Annotated in this window: 14 protein-coding genes; 1 reads left to right on the top strand and 13 read right to left on the bottom strand. The window is 71.0% G+C overall.

What is annotated here, in order from left to right:
• Window positions 1-69 precede the first annotated feature (69 nt).
• Window positions 70-1,344: an APC family permease gene (locus PBV52_RS28835; protein ID WP_274242148.1), complete on the top strand. Its 1,275-nt coding sequence runs from the start codon at window positions 70-72 to the stop codon at window positions 1,342-1,344.
• A 207-nt stretch (window positions 1,345-1,551) separates the two neighbouring features.
• Here PBV52_RS28835 and PBV52_RS28830 read toward each other — a convergent pair whose 3' ends face one another.
• The 13 genes from PBV52_RS28830 to PBV52_RS28770 all read right to left on the bottom strand — a co-directional run bounded on the left by PBV52_RS28830 (window position 1,552) and on the right by PBV52_RS28770 (window position 14,293).
• On the bottom strand, window positions 1,552-2,118 hold the full coding sequence (locus tag PBV52_RS28830) for an SMI1/KNR4 family protein (RefSeq protein WP_274242147.1): 567 nt from the start codon (window positions 2,116-2,118) through the stop codon (window positions 1,552-1,554).
• A gap of 97 nt (window positions 2,119-2,215) precedes the next feature.
• Window positions 2,216-2,611: a YccF domain-containing protein gene (locus tag PBV52_RS28825; RefSeq protein WP_274242146.1), complete on the bottom strand. Its 396-nt coding sequence runs from the start codon at window positions 2,609-2,611 to the stop codon at window positions 2,216-2,218.
• Window positions 2,608-3,468, bottom strand: a complete 861-nt coding sequence (gene htpX, locus PBV52_RS28820) for a zinc metalloprotease HtpX (protein WP_274242145.1) — start codon at window positions 3,466-3,468, stop codon at window positions 2,608-2,610. The genes PBV52_RS28825 and htpX overlap by 4 nt, the downstream gene beginning before the upstream one ends.
• Before the next feature lie 237 nt (window positions 3,469-3,705).
• Entirely contained in the window at window positions 3,706-5,229 is a 1,524-nt protein-coding gene (locus tag PBV52_RS28815; protein ID WP_274242143.1) for an NADH-quinone oxidoreductase subunit N, read from the bottom strand.
• Complete coding sequence (locus PBV52_RS28810) at window positions 5,226-6,800, bottom strand: NuoM family protein (RefSeq protein ID WP_274242142.1); 1,575 nt, start codon at window positions 6,798-6,800, stop codon at window positions 5,226-5,228. Before PBV52_RS28810 ends, PBV52_RS28815 begins: the two co-directional genes overlap by 4 nt.
• A gap of 6 nt (window positions 6,801-6,806) precedes the next feature.
• Window positions 6,807-8,801 (bottom strand): NADH-quinone oxidoreductase subunit L, encoded by a 1,995-nt coding sequence (locus tag PBV52_RS28805; protein WP_274242140.1) that lies wholly within the window; start codon window positions 8,799-8,801, stop codon window positions 6,807-6,809.
• On the bottom strand, window positions 8,798-9,187 hold the full coding sequence (gene nuoK, locus PBV52_RS28800; protein WP_274242138.1) for an NADH-quinone oxidoreductase subunit NuoK: 390 nt from the start codon (window positions 9,185-9,187) through the stop codon (window positions 8,798-8,800). Before nuoK ends, PBV52_RS28805 begins: the two co-directional genes overlap by 4 nt.
• Window positions 9,187-9,894, bottom strand: a complete 708-nt coding sequence (locus PBV52_RS28795) for an NADH-quinone oxidoreductase subunit J (protein WP_274242136.1) — start codon at window positions 9,892-9,894, stop codon at window positions 9,187-9,189. The genes nuoK and PBV52_RS28795 overlap by 1 nt, the downstream gene beginning before the upstream one ends.
• Window positions 9,891-10,484 (bottom strand): NADH-quinone oxidoreductase subunit I, encoded by a 594-nt coding sequence (locus tag PBV52_RS28790; protein WP_274242135.1) that lies wholly within the window; start codon window positions 10,482-10,484, stop codon window positions 9,891-9,893. Before PBV52_RS28790 ends, PBV52_RS28795 begins: the two co-directional genes overlap by 4 nt.
• A gap of 2 nt (window positions 10,485-10,486) precedes the next feature.
• A complete protein-coding gene (locus PBV52_RS28785; RefSeq protein WP_274242134.1) occupies window positions 10,487-11,455 on the bottom strand; it encodes a complex I subunit 1 family protein in 969 nt (322 codons plus the stop codon).
• Window positions 11,452-13,203, bottom strand: coding sequence for an NADH-quinone oxidoreductase subunit C (locus PBV52_RS28780; RefSeq protein WP_274242133.1), 1,752 nt, complete (start codon window positions 13,201-13,203; stop codon window positions 11,452-11,454). The genes PBV52_RS28785 and PBV52_RS28780 overlap by 4 nt, the downstream gene beginning before the upstream one ends.
• Window positions 13,200-13,880 (bottom strand): NADH-quinone oxidoreductase subunit B, encoded by a 681-nt coding sequence (locus tag PBV52_RS28775; RefSeq protein WP_274242132.1) that lies wholly within the window; start codon window positions 13,878-13,880, stop codon window positions 13,200-13,202. Before PBV52_RS28775 ends, PBV52_RS28780 begins: the two co-directional genes overlap by 4 nt.
• Window positions 13,871-14,293, bottom strand: coding sequence for an NADH-quinone oxidoreductase subunit A (locus PBV52_RS28770; protein ID WP_274242131.1), 423 nt, complete (start codon window positions 14,291-14,293; stop codon window positions 13,871-13,873). Before PBV52_RS28770 ends, PBV52_RS28775 begins: the two co-directional genes overlap by 10 nt.
• Window positions 14,294-14,452: the final 159 nt, after the last annotated feature.

Below are 14,452 nucleotides of genomic sequence, written 5' to 3'. Positions count from 1 at the left end.
CGTGCTCTGTTGACGAAGAAGACGTCACGGTGGCACCCCCCGGTTGCAGCGATCAGTAGGGTTCTGGCCATGACACAGTCCAGCTCCGACTCCTCCGAGCTGCGGCGCACCCTGGGGGTCGGGGACGCCGTGGTCATCGGGCTCGGTTCGATGGTCGGGGCCGGGATCTTCGCCGCGCTCGGGCCCGCGGCGGGTGCGGCCGGGTCCGGGCTGCTGGTCGGACTCGCGATCGCGGCCGTGGTGGCCTACTGCAACGCCACGTCGTCGGCACGACTGGCCGCCCTGTATCCGGCCTCGGGCGGCACATATGTCTACGGGCGCGAGCGGCTCGGGGAGTTCTGGGGGTATCTCGCGGGCTGGTCGTTCGTGGTCGGTAAGACGGCCTCCTGTGCGGCGATGGCGCTCACTGTGGGCGCGTACGTCTGGCCGGGGCAGGCGCACGCGGTGGCGGTCGCGGCCGTGGTGGCGCTGACCGCGGTGAACTACGGCGGCGTCCAGAAGTCCGCCTGGCTGACGCGGGCGATCGTGGCGGTGGTGCTGGCTGTCCTCGCTTGTGTGGTCGTCGTGTGTCTGGGATCCGGGGAGTCCGATGCCGGGCGCCTGGACGTCGGGGCCTCGGACGGCGTGGGCGGGGTGCTGCAGGCGGCGGGGCTGTTGTTCTTCGCGTTCGCCGGGTACGCGCGGATCGCGACCCTCGGCGAGGAGGTGCGGGACCCGGCGCGCACCATCCCCCGGGCGATTCCGCTGGCCCTGGGCATCGCGCTGGCCGTGTACGCGTGTGTGGCGGTGGCAGTCCTTTCCGTACTGGGGTCGGATGGTCTGGGGCAGGCGGGCGCGCCGCTGGCCGACGCGGTGCGGGCGGCAGGGGCACCGGGACTCGTGCCCGTGGTACGGGTGGGCGCGGCCGTCGCCGCGTTGGGCTCGCTGCTCGCCCTGATCCTGGGCGTCTCGCGGACGACGCTGGCCATGGCCCGCGACCGGCATCTGCCCGGCGCCCTGGCAACCGTGCATCCGCGCTTCCATGTGCCGCACCGGGCCGAACTGGCCGTGGGGGCGGTGGTCGCGGTCCTGGCCGCCACGGTGGACGTGCGGGGCGCGATCGGGTTCTCCTCCTTCGGTGTGCTGGCGTACTACGCGGTGGCCAACGCTTCGGCCTGGACTCTCGACTCGGCGCCGACTGCGCGGGTCGTACCGGTGGTGGGGCTTCTCGGGTGCGCGGTGCTGGCGTTCTCGCTGCCGGGGGTTTCGGTTGTGGTCGGTGCGGGTGTGCTGCTGGTGGGGGTGGTCGCGTATGGCGTACGGCGGTGGATGGCGGGGCAGCGGTCGGGTGACCGGGGAAGGTAGGCCGACGCACGCGTATGTGTCGCTTGGATGGGGCAGGTTGGGGCAGGTCGGTCCAGATGGCGCGCCGAGCTCGCTCGGCGCGCTCGGCCCCTCAGCGCACGCAACGCACTCTGCGCCTCAGCTCACTTGCCGCACTGAGGCACTCGCAGACTGTCGATGCACTCCACGGGCCGTCTGTCCACTCGCCGACCGCCGGTCCGCGCACCCTCAGGACGCCTGTGCCGGCGCCGTCCGTATGCGGAAGTCGGCCCAAGGGGCCATTTCCAGCCCTTCGTTCATCTCCACGTACCAGCCCGTGCCGTCGACCCAGGCCCGCAGCCAGTCAGTGAGGCTCGGGGCGTCCACGTACCACGCCTGGTCGGCGTCGTCGGCGTTCGGTTCGAAGAGCAGGACGGTGGCCTGGGGGCTGCGGCAGTCCACGCACGCGTACATCGCGCAGCCCCAGTGGGATATCGGCAGGACGCCTTCGGGCCAGGGCCAGTCGGGGTCCTTGTGGGCTCTCTCGCGGTTGGCGAGGTATTGCGTGACGGCGGCCGGCTCGTCGGCCGGAGGGTTGTCGAGCAGGGGCAACAGGCCGTACTCGGGGCCGAATCCGCCGTCTCCTATGCTCAGGTAGAGGTCGGCGAGCAGCGGGGGCAGGCGGAAGCCGAGGGCGGCCTCGGCTCGGGCCAGGGTCGTCGAGTCCACGGGCTCGGGGAGCGAAGGCCAGCCCCACGGGCGGGTGTTGCGTGCCTTGTCCGCGACCTTCGTCAGCAACTGCTCGATCTCGGTCATGCGTTCATGATGCAAGCCGCCACTGACAGTCGGTCCGGCCTGTGGACAACCGCCGGGTTGTGGATAAACCGGCGGTCACCACACCCCGCCCGCTGCCCTACCAGCGCGACGCGAACGGCTGGTCCGTCGACACGATTTCGCGGCCCAGCGGGAACAGCGACACCGGGATCAGCTTGAAGTTGGCGATACCGAAGGGGATGCCGATGATCGTGACGCACAGGGCAAGGCCGGTGACGATGTGGCCGATGGCCAGCCACCAGCCCGCGAGGACCAGCCACAGGACGTTGCCGACGCAGGAGGGGGCTCCGGCGTCGCGGCGCTCGACCGTGGTGTACCCGAAGGGCCACAGGGCGTAGACGCCGATACGGAAGGCAGCGATGCCGAACGGGATGCCGATGATGGTGATGCACAGCACTAGGCCCGCGACCAAGTAGCCGAGGAACAGCCAGAAGCCGCTCAGGACGAGCCAGATGACGTTCAGGATGGTTTTCACTGGTGGCCTGCCATCTTCTCGAGCCGGGCAATGCGCTCCGACATCGGGGGGTGCGTAGAGAACATCTTGGAGAATCCCTGGCCTGGGCGGAAGGGGTTCGCGATCATCATGTGACTGGCGGTCTCGATGCGGGGCTCGGGGGGCAGCGGGAGCTGCTTCGTGCCGTGCTCGAGCTTGCGCAGGGCGCTGGCGAGGGCGAGTGGATCGCCGGTGAGCTGGGCGCCGGACGCGTCGGCCTCGTACTCCCTGGACCGGCTGATGGCCAGTTGGATGAGCGAGGCGGCGAGCGGACCCAGGATCATGATCAGCAGCATGCCGAGGAGGCCGGGGCCGTCGTCGTCATCGGAACGGCCGATCGGGATCAGCCAGGCGAAGTTGACCAGGAACATGATCACCGAGGCGAGCGCGCCGGCGACCGACGAGATCAGGATGTCGCGGTTGTAGACGTGGCTGAGCTCGTGGCCGATGACGCCGCGCAGTTCGCGCTCGTCGAGGATGCGCAGGATGCCTTCGGTGCAGCACACGGCGGCATTGCGCGGGTTGCGGCCCGTCGCGAACGCGTTCGGCGCCTCCGTCGGGGAGATGTAGAGGCGGGGCATGGGCTGGCGGGCCTGGGTGGAGAGCTCCCGGACCATGCGGTACAGCCCCGGGGCCTCGAACTCGCTGACCGGGCGGGCGCGCATCGCGCGTAGCGCCAGCTTGTCGCTGTTCCAGTACGCGTACGCGTTCGTGCCCAGGGCGATCAGGACCGCGACGACGAGCCCCATGCGGCCGAAGAAACTGCCGATGACGATGATGAGTGCGGACAGTCCCCCGAGGAGTACTGCTGTCCTGAGCCCGTTGTGCCGGCGGTGCACGGTACGCCCTCCAAGTGGTGCGGCAGGGGAACCCTTTGCTGCTCGATCTCCGATGCCACTGGTGCCGTGGTGTCACGTCCAGTGGACCCTTCCGTACTGGTCAACGCCAGGCGAGGGCCACGGGTTCCCTGGTGCCTGGGGCGGCGGGCGTGGGCCGTCCGGGTGAGGGCGCCGGCACGCGGCTGCACGCGCGTGGGGGTCGAGTGCCCCACGCGCGCGTACGGAGTGCGTCAGGGCTCAGAAGAGCCCGGTGTCGGCGAAGCGCAGGATCAGCTGAGGGGCTCCGGACAGGGCGATGCCGACGACGCCGGTGAGGGCCATCGTGGCCGTCACGGGCGCGGGGACGAGGTGCTTGACGGGCTCGCCTTCGGGGGCGCGGAACAGCAGGGCCGTCCACTGGAGGTAGTAGAACAGCGCGATCACGACGTTGACGGCCATGACGACGGCCAGCCAGCCGAGGCCCGCGTCGACGGCGACGGAGAAGACGGTGACCTTGGCGAAGAGACCGATGATGCCCGGCGGGAGCCCGGCGAGGCAGAGCAGGAAGAAGGCCAGGATCAGGGCGGACAGGGGGTTTCGCGCGTACAGGCCGCGGTAGTCGCTGAGGCGGTTGAGGGTCTTCGTACGGCCGACGAGTGCGGCCACCGCGAAAGCTCCGAGGTTCACGGCGGTGTACATGAGGGCGTAGGCGACGGTGGAGCCGATGGACCGCTCACCGTCGTCGGAGTACGCGGCGGCCGCGATCGGCACCAGGAGGTAGCCGGCCTGGCCGACGGAGGACCAGGCGAGCAGGCGTACCGCGCTGTACGCGCGCGTGGCCTGCTGGCGCAGGGCGCCGACGTTGCCGACGGTCATGGTGAGGGCGGCGAGTGCCGCGAGGGCCGGGCCCCAGACGTCGGCGTACGACGGGAGGGCGACGACGGTGACGAGGATCAGGCCGGTGAAGCCGACCGCCTTGCCGACGACCGACAGGTAGGCGGCGACCGGCAGGGGCGCTCCCACGTACGTGTCCGGCACCCAGAAGTGGAAGGGCACGGCTGCCGTCTTGAACGCGAAGCCGACCAGGGTGAGGACGACTCCGGCCTGGGTGAGGGTCTGGAGCTGTCCGTCGACGTTCTGGATGCGGTCGGCGATCTGGGTGAGGTAGAGGGTCCCCGTGGAGGCGTACACGAAGCTGATGCCCATGAGGCTGACGGCGGTCGCGGTGACCGAGGACAGGAAGAACTTCAGGGCCGCTTCGGAGGACTTGCGGTCGCCGTAGCGCAGGCCGACCAGCGCGAATGCGGGGAGTGAGGCGACCTCGAGGGCGACGATGAGGGTCGCCAGGTCTCGGGACGCCGGCAGCAGGGCGGCTCCGGCGGAGGAGGAGAGCAGCAGGAACCAGAACTCCCCTTCGGGGAGTCCCTTGTCGGCGTCCTTGAGGGCGGTGACCGACAGGAGGGCCGCGAGGAGGGCGCCACCGAGGACCAGGAACTGGATGACGAGGGTGAAGCGGTCGGCCGTATAGCTGCAGACGTCGGGGTCACCGGTGAGGCAGAAGGTGGAGCGGTCGCCGTCCAGGAGGGGCAGCAGCAGGAGCCCGGCGGCCGCCAGGCCGACCACGGACGTCCAGCCGAGCAGGGCCTTCTTGTTCTCCGCGACGAACAGGTCGGCGACGAGGACTGCGAGTCCGACGACCGCCGCGATGGTGGGCGGCGCGATGGCGAGCCAGTCGACGGACTGGACCACCGACTCGGCCAGGGGCTGGGCCAGGGAGCTCATCGGGTGCCTCCTGCGAGGAGCTGCTGCACGGCCGGGTCGGTCAGGCCGAGGAGGGTCTTCGGCCACAGTCCGGCGACGACGGTGAGGGCGACGAGCGGGGTCCAGGCGGCGAACTCGTACGTCTGGACGTCGGCGAGCTTCGGGGCATCCTGCGGTGCGGCGCCCATGCAGACGCGGCGGACCACGACGAGCAGGTACGCGGCCGTGAGCAGCGTGCCGAAGGCGCCGATCGCCATGAAGGTGAGGAAGGCCGGGCGGCTGAGCTCAGCGGCGGGCTCGAACGCGCCGAACAGGGCGAGCATCTCGCCCCAGAACCCGGCGAGGCCCGGCAATCCGAGGGAGGCGACCGCGGCGAACGCGAGCAGGCCGCCGAGACGCGGTGCCTTGCCGTAGAGCGCGGCGCCGGTCTGCTCGGCGAGGGCGTCGAGGTCGGTGGTCCCCGTGCGGTCCTTCAGCGCGCCGACCAGGAAGAAGAGAAGGCCGGTGATGAGGCCGTGGGCGATGTTGGCGAACAGGGCGCCGTTCACGCCGGTCGGGGTCATCGTCGCGATGCCGAGCAGGACGAAGCCCATGTGGCCGACAGAGGAGTAGGCGATGAGGCGCTTGAGGTCGCCCTTCGCGCCCTGTTTGGCGAGGGCCAGGCAGGCCAGGGATCCGTAGATGATTCCGACGACGGCGAAGGCGGCGAGGTACGGCGCGAAGTCGGCGAAGCCGTCGGGGGCGATCGGCAGGAGGATCCGGACGAACCCGTACGTGCCCATCTTCAGCAGGACGCCGGCCAGCAGGACCGAACCGACGGTCGGCGCGGCGGTGTGAGCATCGGGCAGCCAGCTGTGCAGCGGCCACATCGGCGTCTTGACCGCGAGCCCGATCCCGATCGCCAAAACGGCGGTGACCTGCACGGATGTGGTCAGCGACCGGCCGTTGTCAGTGGCGAGTGCCACCATGTCGAATGTGCCCGCCTTGATTCCGATCAGGAGCAGGCCGAGCAGCATGACCACGGAGCCGAGCAGCGTGAAGAGGATGAACTTCCAGGCGGCCTCGGCCCGGCCCTCGCCGCCCCAGCGGGCGATGAGGAAGTACATCGGGATGAGGACCATCTCGAAGGCGAGGAAGAAGAGGAGCAGGTCGAGGACGGCGAAGCTGGCGAGGGTGCCGGACTCCAGGACGAGCAGCAGTGCGACGAAGGCCTTCGGAGCCGGGCCCGAGGGTTGCTTGAAGTACGAGTAGAGCGCGCAGAGGAAGGTCAGCAGCGCGGTCAGGACGAGAAGGGGGAGGGAGATGCCGTCGATGCCGAGGTGGATGCGCACGTCGAGTGCGGGGATCCAGCTGATGTCCGTGCTGGCCTGCATCTTCGACGGCTGGTCGTGGTCGAAGCCGAGCGCGAGGACGATCGCGGCGATGAGGACAGCGCCGGTGACGGTCACGCCGTGCCGCAGCACGGCCTGCTCGGGCGACTTCCCCTTCAGCCCGGGCGGGGCGGGCAGGAGAGCGGCGGCGGCGCCGAGGAGCGGGCCGACGACGACGAACGCCAGAAGGAACTGCATCACGGACTCGTTGATATCGATCACGCCTGCTCACGCTCCCGTGGCGACGAGGACGGCGGCGACCGCGAGGACGACGGTGCCGGCGAGCAGCGCGCTCACATAGGTCTGCACATTGCCGGTCTGGGCGCGCCGTACGGCGATGCCGAGCCAGCGGGGTAGAGCACCCGCCCCACGGACGTAGGTGTCGACGACCTCGCGGTCCAGGAACCGGACGAGACTCGCGCCGGCCTGTACCGGGCGGACGAACAACGCCCGGTACACGGCGTCGAGGTGGAAGCCGACGGCCGCGTGGCGGTGCAGTGGGCCGAGCAGCAGCCGACCGGGGTCTGCCGGGTCGGGTGCGTAGGCCACTCCTCCGTACACGGGTGCGTGGCTGGCGATGGCCTCGGCCTCGACCTGGGCGGCATCGCCCTCCGGATGGGCCGCGACCGCGCCGAGCGGGACGCGCGCTGCCACGGCCGTGGTGTGCCGCCAGGCCGCGTAGGTGACGATGCCGCCGACCAGCGCCACGCCCGTGCCGAGGACGGAGGTGGTGAGGGTCGGGGCGAGGTCGCGGCCGTCGAACCAGTCGGGGAGCACGCGGTAGGCGAGCGCGCCGATGGCGAGAGACGGGACGGCGAGCACCCACAGCACCACGGTCATCGTCAGCGGCTGCCTGCCGTGGTCGGGGGCCTCGGCGCCCCGGCCACGGAAGGCCAGCAGCCACAGGCGCATCGCATACGCCGCGGTGAGCAGGGCCGTGAGCAGGCCGGCGACGAGGACGATCCAGCCCGCGGAGCCGGGCACGCGCTCGGCGTGGCCGGTGGCTACGTGCTCGGCGGCGCCGAGGACGGACTCCTTGGAGAAGAAGCCGCTGAACGGCGGGATCGCGGCGAGCGCGAGGAGCGCCACGGTCATCGTCCAGTAGGCGTCGGGCACGCGGTTGCGCAGGTGGGTCATGCGGGACATGGCGGCCAGCGAGTTGGTGCCGGCGGCGTGGATGATCACGCCGGCCGCGAGGAACAGCAGCGCCTTGAAGGCGCCGTGCGAGAGGAGGTGGAAGACGGCGGCACCGCGGTCGGCGACGGCGAGGGCGCCGGTCATGTAGCCGAGCTGGCCGATCGTCGAGTAGGCGAGGACGCGCTTGATGTCGTCCTGGGCGAGCGCGGCGAGGCCCGAGCCGATCATCGTGACGGCAGCCATCACGGCGAGGACGATCATCGCGGCCTGCGAGGCCTCGAAGACCGGGAGGAGACGAGCGATGAAGTAGACACCGGCGGCGACCATCGTCGCGGCGTGGATCAGCGCGGAGACGGGCGTCGGGCCTGCCATCGCGTCGGGGAGCCAGGTGTGCAGCGGGAACTGCGCCGACTTGCCCGCCACGCCCGCGAGGAGCAGCAGGGCGATCAGGGTCGGGTGGTCGAGTCCGCCGCTCGCGACGGTGCCGAGGACCTTCGTGATGCGGAAGGACCCGGCGTCGGTGGCCAGCGCGAACAGGCCGATGAGGAAGGGGACGTCACCGAGCTTGGTCACCAGGAAGGCCTTGATGGAGGCGGCGCGGGCCTCCGGGGTCTCCCAGTAGTGGCCGACCAGGAAGTACGAGCAGATGCCCATGAGCTCCCAGCCGACCAGCAGCACCATCAGGTCGCCGGAGTAGACGACGAGCAGCATCGCGGAGGTGAACAGGGAGACGAGCGCGGCGTAGGAGGGGTAGCGCGGGTCCTCGCGGAGGTAGCCCGTCGAGTAGATCTGCACGCAGGTGGCGACGACGCCGACGAGTACGGCGACGAGGGCGGCGAAGCCGTCGATGTACAGGGCGAGTTCGATCGGGACCGAGCCGGTGGGCGTGAGCTCGGTGGCGGCGTTGATCGCCTGGTCGCCGCCCTGACGCACGGCGACCACCGCGGCGAGCACGAGGGACGCGAGCGTCGGCAGGACGGCGAGCGGGCGGACGAAGCCGGGTGCCGTGCGGCCCAGGAGTAGGCCGGCTGCGGCGCCGAGGAACGGCAGAAGGGGGACGAGGACGGCGAGGGTGGTCGTGGTCACGCGGTGGCCTCAGCCTTCTCGGCCTGCGGGGCCGTGGAGGCGTCGTGGTCGGGGCCGTCGGTGTCGTGGCTCTCGGCGGTGTCGCGGAGCTTGTCGATGTCCGAGGTGCCGCGGTTGCGGTAGACGGCAAGGACGATCGCCAGGCCGATGCCGATCTCGGCGGCGGCGATGGTGATGGTGAACAGGGTCAGGGCCTGGCCGGAGTGCAGGGTCTCCTCGGCGGCCTTGCTGAGCCAGACGTCGAAGGCGACCAGGTTGAGGTTGACGGCGTTGAGCATCAGCTCGACCGACATCAGGACCAGGATCGCGTTGCGGCGGGCGAGGACGCCGTACAGGCCGGTGCAGAAGAGGAGGGCGGAGAGTACTGCGGGATAGGCGAGGTGCATCAGCGCGGCTCCTTCTCGCTCGGGGCGGCGGGAGCGGGGGTGGCGGGAGCGGGGGCGGCGGGAGCGGGGGCGGCGGTCGCCGAGGGCGCGCCCGGCACGGTGCGGTTGCCCGCCCCGGCGCCGGTTCCGGGCCCGTCCGCGGCGGTCTCCTTCGCCTGTCGGGACAGGACGATCGCGCCGACCAGGGCGGCGAGGAGGAGGACGGAGAGGCCCTCGAAGGGGAGGACCCAGTTCTGGAAGAGGCTTTCGCCGGTGGCCCTGGTGGAGCCGGCGGCGGGGCCGTCGAGGTCGATCCAGGTCGTGCGGAAGGCGTCGACGACCACCCAGATCAGGGTGGCCGCGGAGGCGAGAGCCACGGCGAGGGCGGCCCAGCGGTTGCCGGAGTCGGCGTCCGGGGAGCGGCCGATGGGGGCCTTGGTGAGCATCAGTCCGAACAGGAGGAGGACGACGACGGAACCGACGTAGATGAGGACCTGCACCCAGGCGATGAACTCGGCGCTGAGCAGGAGGTATTCCACGGCGAGGCCACCGAGCGTGACCACCAGCCACAGGGCGGCGTGCACCAGCTGCCGGGTGGTGACGGTGACCAACGCGGCGCCGAACGTGACCAGGCCGACGAGGAGGAAGGCGATCTCGACGCCGGTCGGGGAGAGGAAGCCGTGCGTGTCGGCGGCCGTGGTCAGCGCGGCAGAGGAGGCAGGGCTCACGACTCGCCCCCCTGCGGCTCGGTCGGCTCGGTCGGCTCGGCTTGAGCGGCCGCCAGCTTCTCGGCGGTCTTGCGGGCGGCGGCGATCTCCTTGGGTTCCTCCGCGCCGGGGTCGAGGGCGGGCGGGGCCGGGACGGTCCACATCCACTCGCGAAGCTTGTCGCGCTCGTGGGTGAGCTCGCGGATGTCGGTCTCGGCGTACTCGAACTCCGGGGACCAGAACAGGGCGTCGAAAGGACAGACCTCGATGCAGATACCGCAGTACATGCACAGGGAGAAGTCGATGGCGAAGCGGTCGAGGACGTTGCGGCTGCGTTCGCGGCCGCCCGGGGTCGCCGCCGGGACCGTCTCCTTGTGGGAGTCGATGTAGATGCACCAGTCCGGGCACTCGCGGGCGCACAACATGCAGACCGTGCAGTTCTCCTCGAACAGGCCGATCACGCCGCGGGTGCGGGGCGCGAGGTCGGGCTGGGTGTCCGGGTACTGCGCGGTGACGGACTTCTTCGTCATCGTGCGGAGGGTGACGGCCAGGCCCTTGGCCAGGCCACTGCCAGGAATACGGGGCCGGGAGGGCGGGAGAGGCGCAGCCATGGTTACTGGATCACCACCTTGACGATGCCGGTGAGGGCGATCTGGGCGAGGGAGAGGGGGACGAGGAGGGTCCAGGAGAGCTTCTGGAGCTGGTCCTCGCGCAGGCGGGGATAGGTGACACGGAGCCAGATCACGATGAAGGCGAGGACGGCCGCCTTGAGCAGGGTCCACACCCAGCCGAGGCCGTCGGCGCCCCAAGGGCCGTGCCAGCCGCCCAGGAAGAGGACGGTGGTCAGGCCGCACAGGACCACGATTCCGGCGTACTCGGCGAGGAGGAAGAGAGCGAAACGGAGGCCGGTGTACTCGGTGTAGGCGCCGAAGATGATCTCCGAGTCGGCTACGGGCATGTCGAACGGCGGGCGCTGCAGCTCGGCCAGTCCGGCGACGAAGAAGACGATCGCGCCGACGATCTGCCAGGGCAGCCACCACCACTCGAAGGCGTCGAGGATGCCGGGGAGGGAGACCGTACCGGCCGCCATCGCCACGGAGGCGGCGGTGAGCAGCATCGGGAGTTCGTAAGCGAGGAGCTGGGCGGCGGTGCGCAGGCCGCCGAGGAGGGAGAACTTGTTGGCGGAGGCCCAGCCGGCCATGAGTGAGCCGAGGACGCCTACGCCCATGACCGCCAGGACGAAGAAGATGCCCGCGTCGATGACCTCGCCGACCGCGCCCTCGCCCGGGCCGATGGGGATGGCGAGGAGGACGAGCAGGTACGGGAGGAGGGCCACTGCGGGGGCGAGCTGGAAGATACGGCGGTCCGCGCCTGCCGGGACGACGTCCTCCTTCTGCGCGAACTTCACGCCGTCGGCGACGAGCTGGGCCCAGCCGTGGAAGCCGCCGGCGTACATCGGGCCGAGGCGGCCCTGCATGTGGGCCATCACCTTGTGCTCGGTCTGGCCGATGATCAGGGGGAAGGTGAGAAAGACGACGAAGACGATCAGGAGTCGCAGGGTGACGTCGAGCGCGTCGTTCACCGCGGGCCTCCTGCGGGGTTTGTGCGGTCGTCGGTGGGGGCTTCGGAGCCGTCGGGGTCGTCGGAGCCTTCGGAGTCGGAGCGAGGCTCGGTCTCGGCGTCGGCGTCGGGCTGCGGCTCCGGTGCCTCCGATGCATCGCCATCTGCATCGCCATCGGCGGAAGTGGCGGGCTTTGGCTTCGCCGCGGTCTCCGACGCCGACTCGGCCTGGGTCTGCGGCTCAGGATCGGCTCGTCGCCTGGGTTCCGGCTCGTCGAAGGCCGGGCGGGCGTGATGCCACGGGGCGTCCGGGCTGCGGGGGGCCGCGGGGGGCTTCGCGGTGGCCGACGGGGTGGTCGAGGGAGTGGTCGATGGCGTAGCGGCTTCGCCGGCCGAATTCGCCGACGCTGCATCGGACGCAGCTGCGTCAGACGCCGCCACATCGAACGCCGCCGCGTCAGTGGCCGCCGCCTCGGACGCCGCCGCCTCGGACGCCGCCGCATCGGACGCGTTCGCTTCGGAGGCCGCCTGCTGGCTTGCGGAGCCCTGCGAGGCGCTGCGTGATCGGCGGGGGCCGGCGGGGGTGGTGCCCGTTCCGGGGCGTTGCGATGCCGAGCCTTCGCTCACGCTTCGCGCACGCCGTGCCGGTGGGGTGCTGGTCGCGGCCGTCTCCTGCCCGTCACCCGCTCCGCCGGCCGACGTGTCCGCCGGCGCCTCGGTCCGCCGGCTCGCCGAACCCTCGCTCGCGCTGCGTGCGCGACGTGGCGTGGCCGGAGTGCCGGACGTGGTCGGGGACGTGTCGGCTCCCGCCGGAGACACGCCCGTGTCCGCCGAGGGTTCGGTTCCAGCAGCAGCCGCCTGGCTGGCCGAACCCTCCGCCGCCGTACGAGCACGCCGCGCCGCACCGGCTGCAGGCGATCCAGCCGCCGAATCCTCCTCCTGCTGACTTGCCGAACCTTCTGCCGCAGTGCGTGCACGCCGCACCGCACCCGCCGCCGGAACTCCACCAGCCGCTGCTCCGGGCGCCGTTGCCCCAGCCGCCGACGCCTCCCCCTGGCTCGCCGAACCCTCCGCCGCCGTACGCGCACGACGCACCGGCCGTTCACCGGCCGCCCGCACTGGCCGCTCGCCGGCCGCCCGCGCCGGACGTTCCCCTGCGGCGCGCCCCGCGCCCCTGGCCGGGCGGGCCGGGGCAGGGGGGAGTTGGCCCTTCAGGGGGCCCCATTCGTTCGGGTCGGGAACACCGGGGGGCAGCATCTGGCGGCGCTTCGGGCCGCCGTGTTCGGACTCGCCGGGTTCCTTGGCGCCGGGCCAGGCCTTGGCGACGCGGGCCGCCAGGACGAAGTCCTTGCGGAGGGGGTGACCCTCGAAGTTGTCCGGGAGGAGCAGGTGGTCCAGGGCAGGGTGGTCGGTGAACGCCACGCCGAACATTTCGTGCGTCTCGCGTTCGTGCCAGGCCGCGCCCGCGTACACGCCGACCGCGGAGGGCAGCGTCGGCGCCTCGTGCGGGACCGTCGTACGGACCAGCAGGCGTCGTACCGGAGACAGGGCCGCGACGTGGGCCGCGACTCGGAAGCCCGTGCCCGGTTCGTCGACCGCGCTCAGCCAGTCGAAGTAGGTGCAGCCCAACTCGTCGCGGGCCGTCTGCAGCGCCGCGATCCAGGATGCCGGGGGTACGTCGACCGTCAGGACCTCGTACGACTCCTCGGCCGTGGCCTCCGGGCCGAAGAGGTCCTCGACGGGGGCAGGCAGCCAGCCGATCGTCGTCATCGGGCCGCCTCCCCCGTGCCGCCAGTCCCACTGGCGCCGCCGGCACCTTCAGTACCACCAGCACCGCTACCGCTACCGGCCCCCGGCACCTCAGGCCCCCGCACCAGCCCGCTCTGCAGAGCCGCCGTCGACGGACGCCCCGCCCCACTCGCGTACCGCTCCCCCAGCGACTCCCGCGCGATCTTCTCCTGGAGCTTCAGGATCCCCTGGAGCAGCGCCTCGGGGCGTGGCGGGCAGCCGGGGACGTACACGTCCACCGGGATGATCTGGTCGACGCCCTTGGTGACGGAGTAGGAGTCCCAGTACGGGCCGCCGCAGTTGGAGCAGGCGCCGAACGAGATGACGTACTTCGGCTCGGGCATCTGTTCGTACAGGCGCTTCACCGCCGGGGCCATCTTGTCCGTGACCGTGCCGGAGACAACCATCAGGTCGGCCTGGCGCGGGCCGGGCGCGAACGGGATCACGCCGAGGCGGATGAAGTCGTGGCGAGCCATCGACGCGGCGATGAACTCGATCGCGCAGCAGGCGAGGCCGAAGTTGAAGACCCAGAGCGAGTAGCGGCGGCCCCAGTTCAGGATCACCTTCATCGGCTCCGGGGCGAGGCGGGCGAGCGCGCCCAGCCGCTTCGGCTCCGGCAGCAGAACCGGCTGCCCCTCGGTGTCTGGCGTCACGTCCATGCCAGGACGCCCTTCTTGTATGCGTAGAGCAGGCCCACGGCCAGGAAGCCGAGGAAGATGAACATCTCGACGAGCGTGGTCGCGCCGTAGCCCGGGTCGGCGAAGACCGTCGCCCAGGGGAACAGGAAGATCGAGTCGATGGCGAAGATCACATAGAGGAAGGCGTAGACGTAGTAGCGGACCTGCGTGTGGGCCCAGCCCTCGCCGACGGGGTCGACGCCGCACTCGTACGTCAGGAGCTTCTCGGGCGTCGGGACCACGGGGCGCAGCAGGCGGCCCGCCCCGAAGGCGACGGCGACGAACAGCACGCCGACGACGGCGAGCAGTCCGACGACCGAGTAGGACTGGAAGTAGTCCGCCGAGACGACGACGTAGTGCGCATCCGCCGCGACGACGACGGTCTGTTCCGACACGTCCGCCCCTCGCTCCCTGACCTCGTGACCGATACCCCAGGACCAGCCCCGGAACCAGAACCCGAACCGGTCCCTGGAACCAGTGTCCTGCTGCTTGTGATCTCGTGAACACTGCTGTTCGACGATCTGTACGCACGGGAGTCTAGGCCCTGCTAAAGA

It is taken from the genome of Streptomyces sp. T12 (genome assembly GCF_028736035.1).
Taxonomy (GTDB): Bacteria; Actinomycetota; Actinomycetes; order Streptomycetales; family Streptomycetaceae; genus Streptomyces.
Note: the sequence above shows the minus strand (reverse complement) of the source record. Positions and strands in the feature narration are given on the sequence as shown.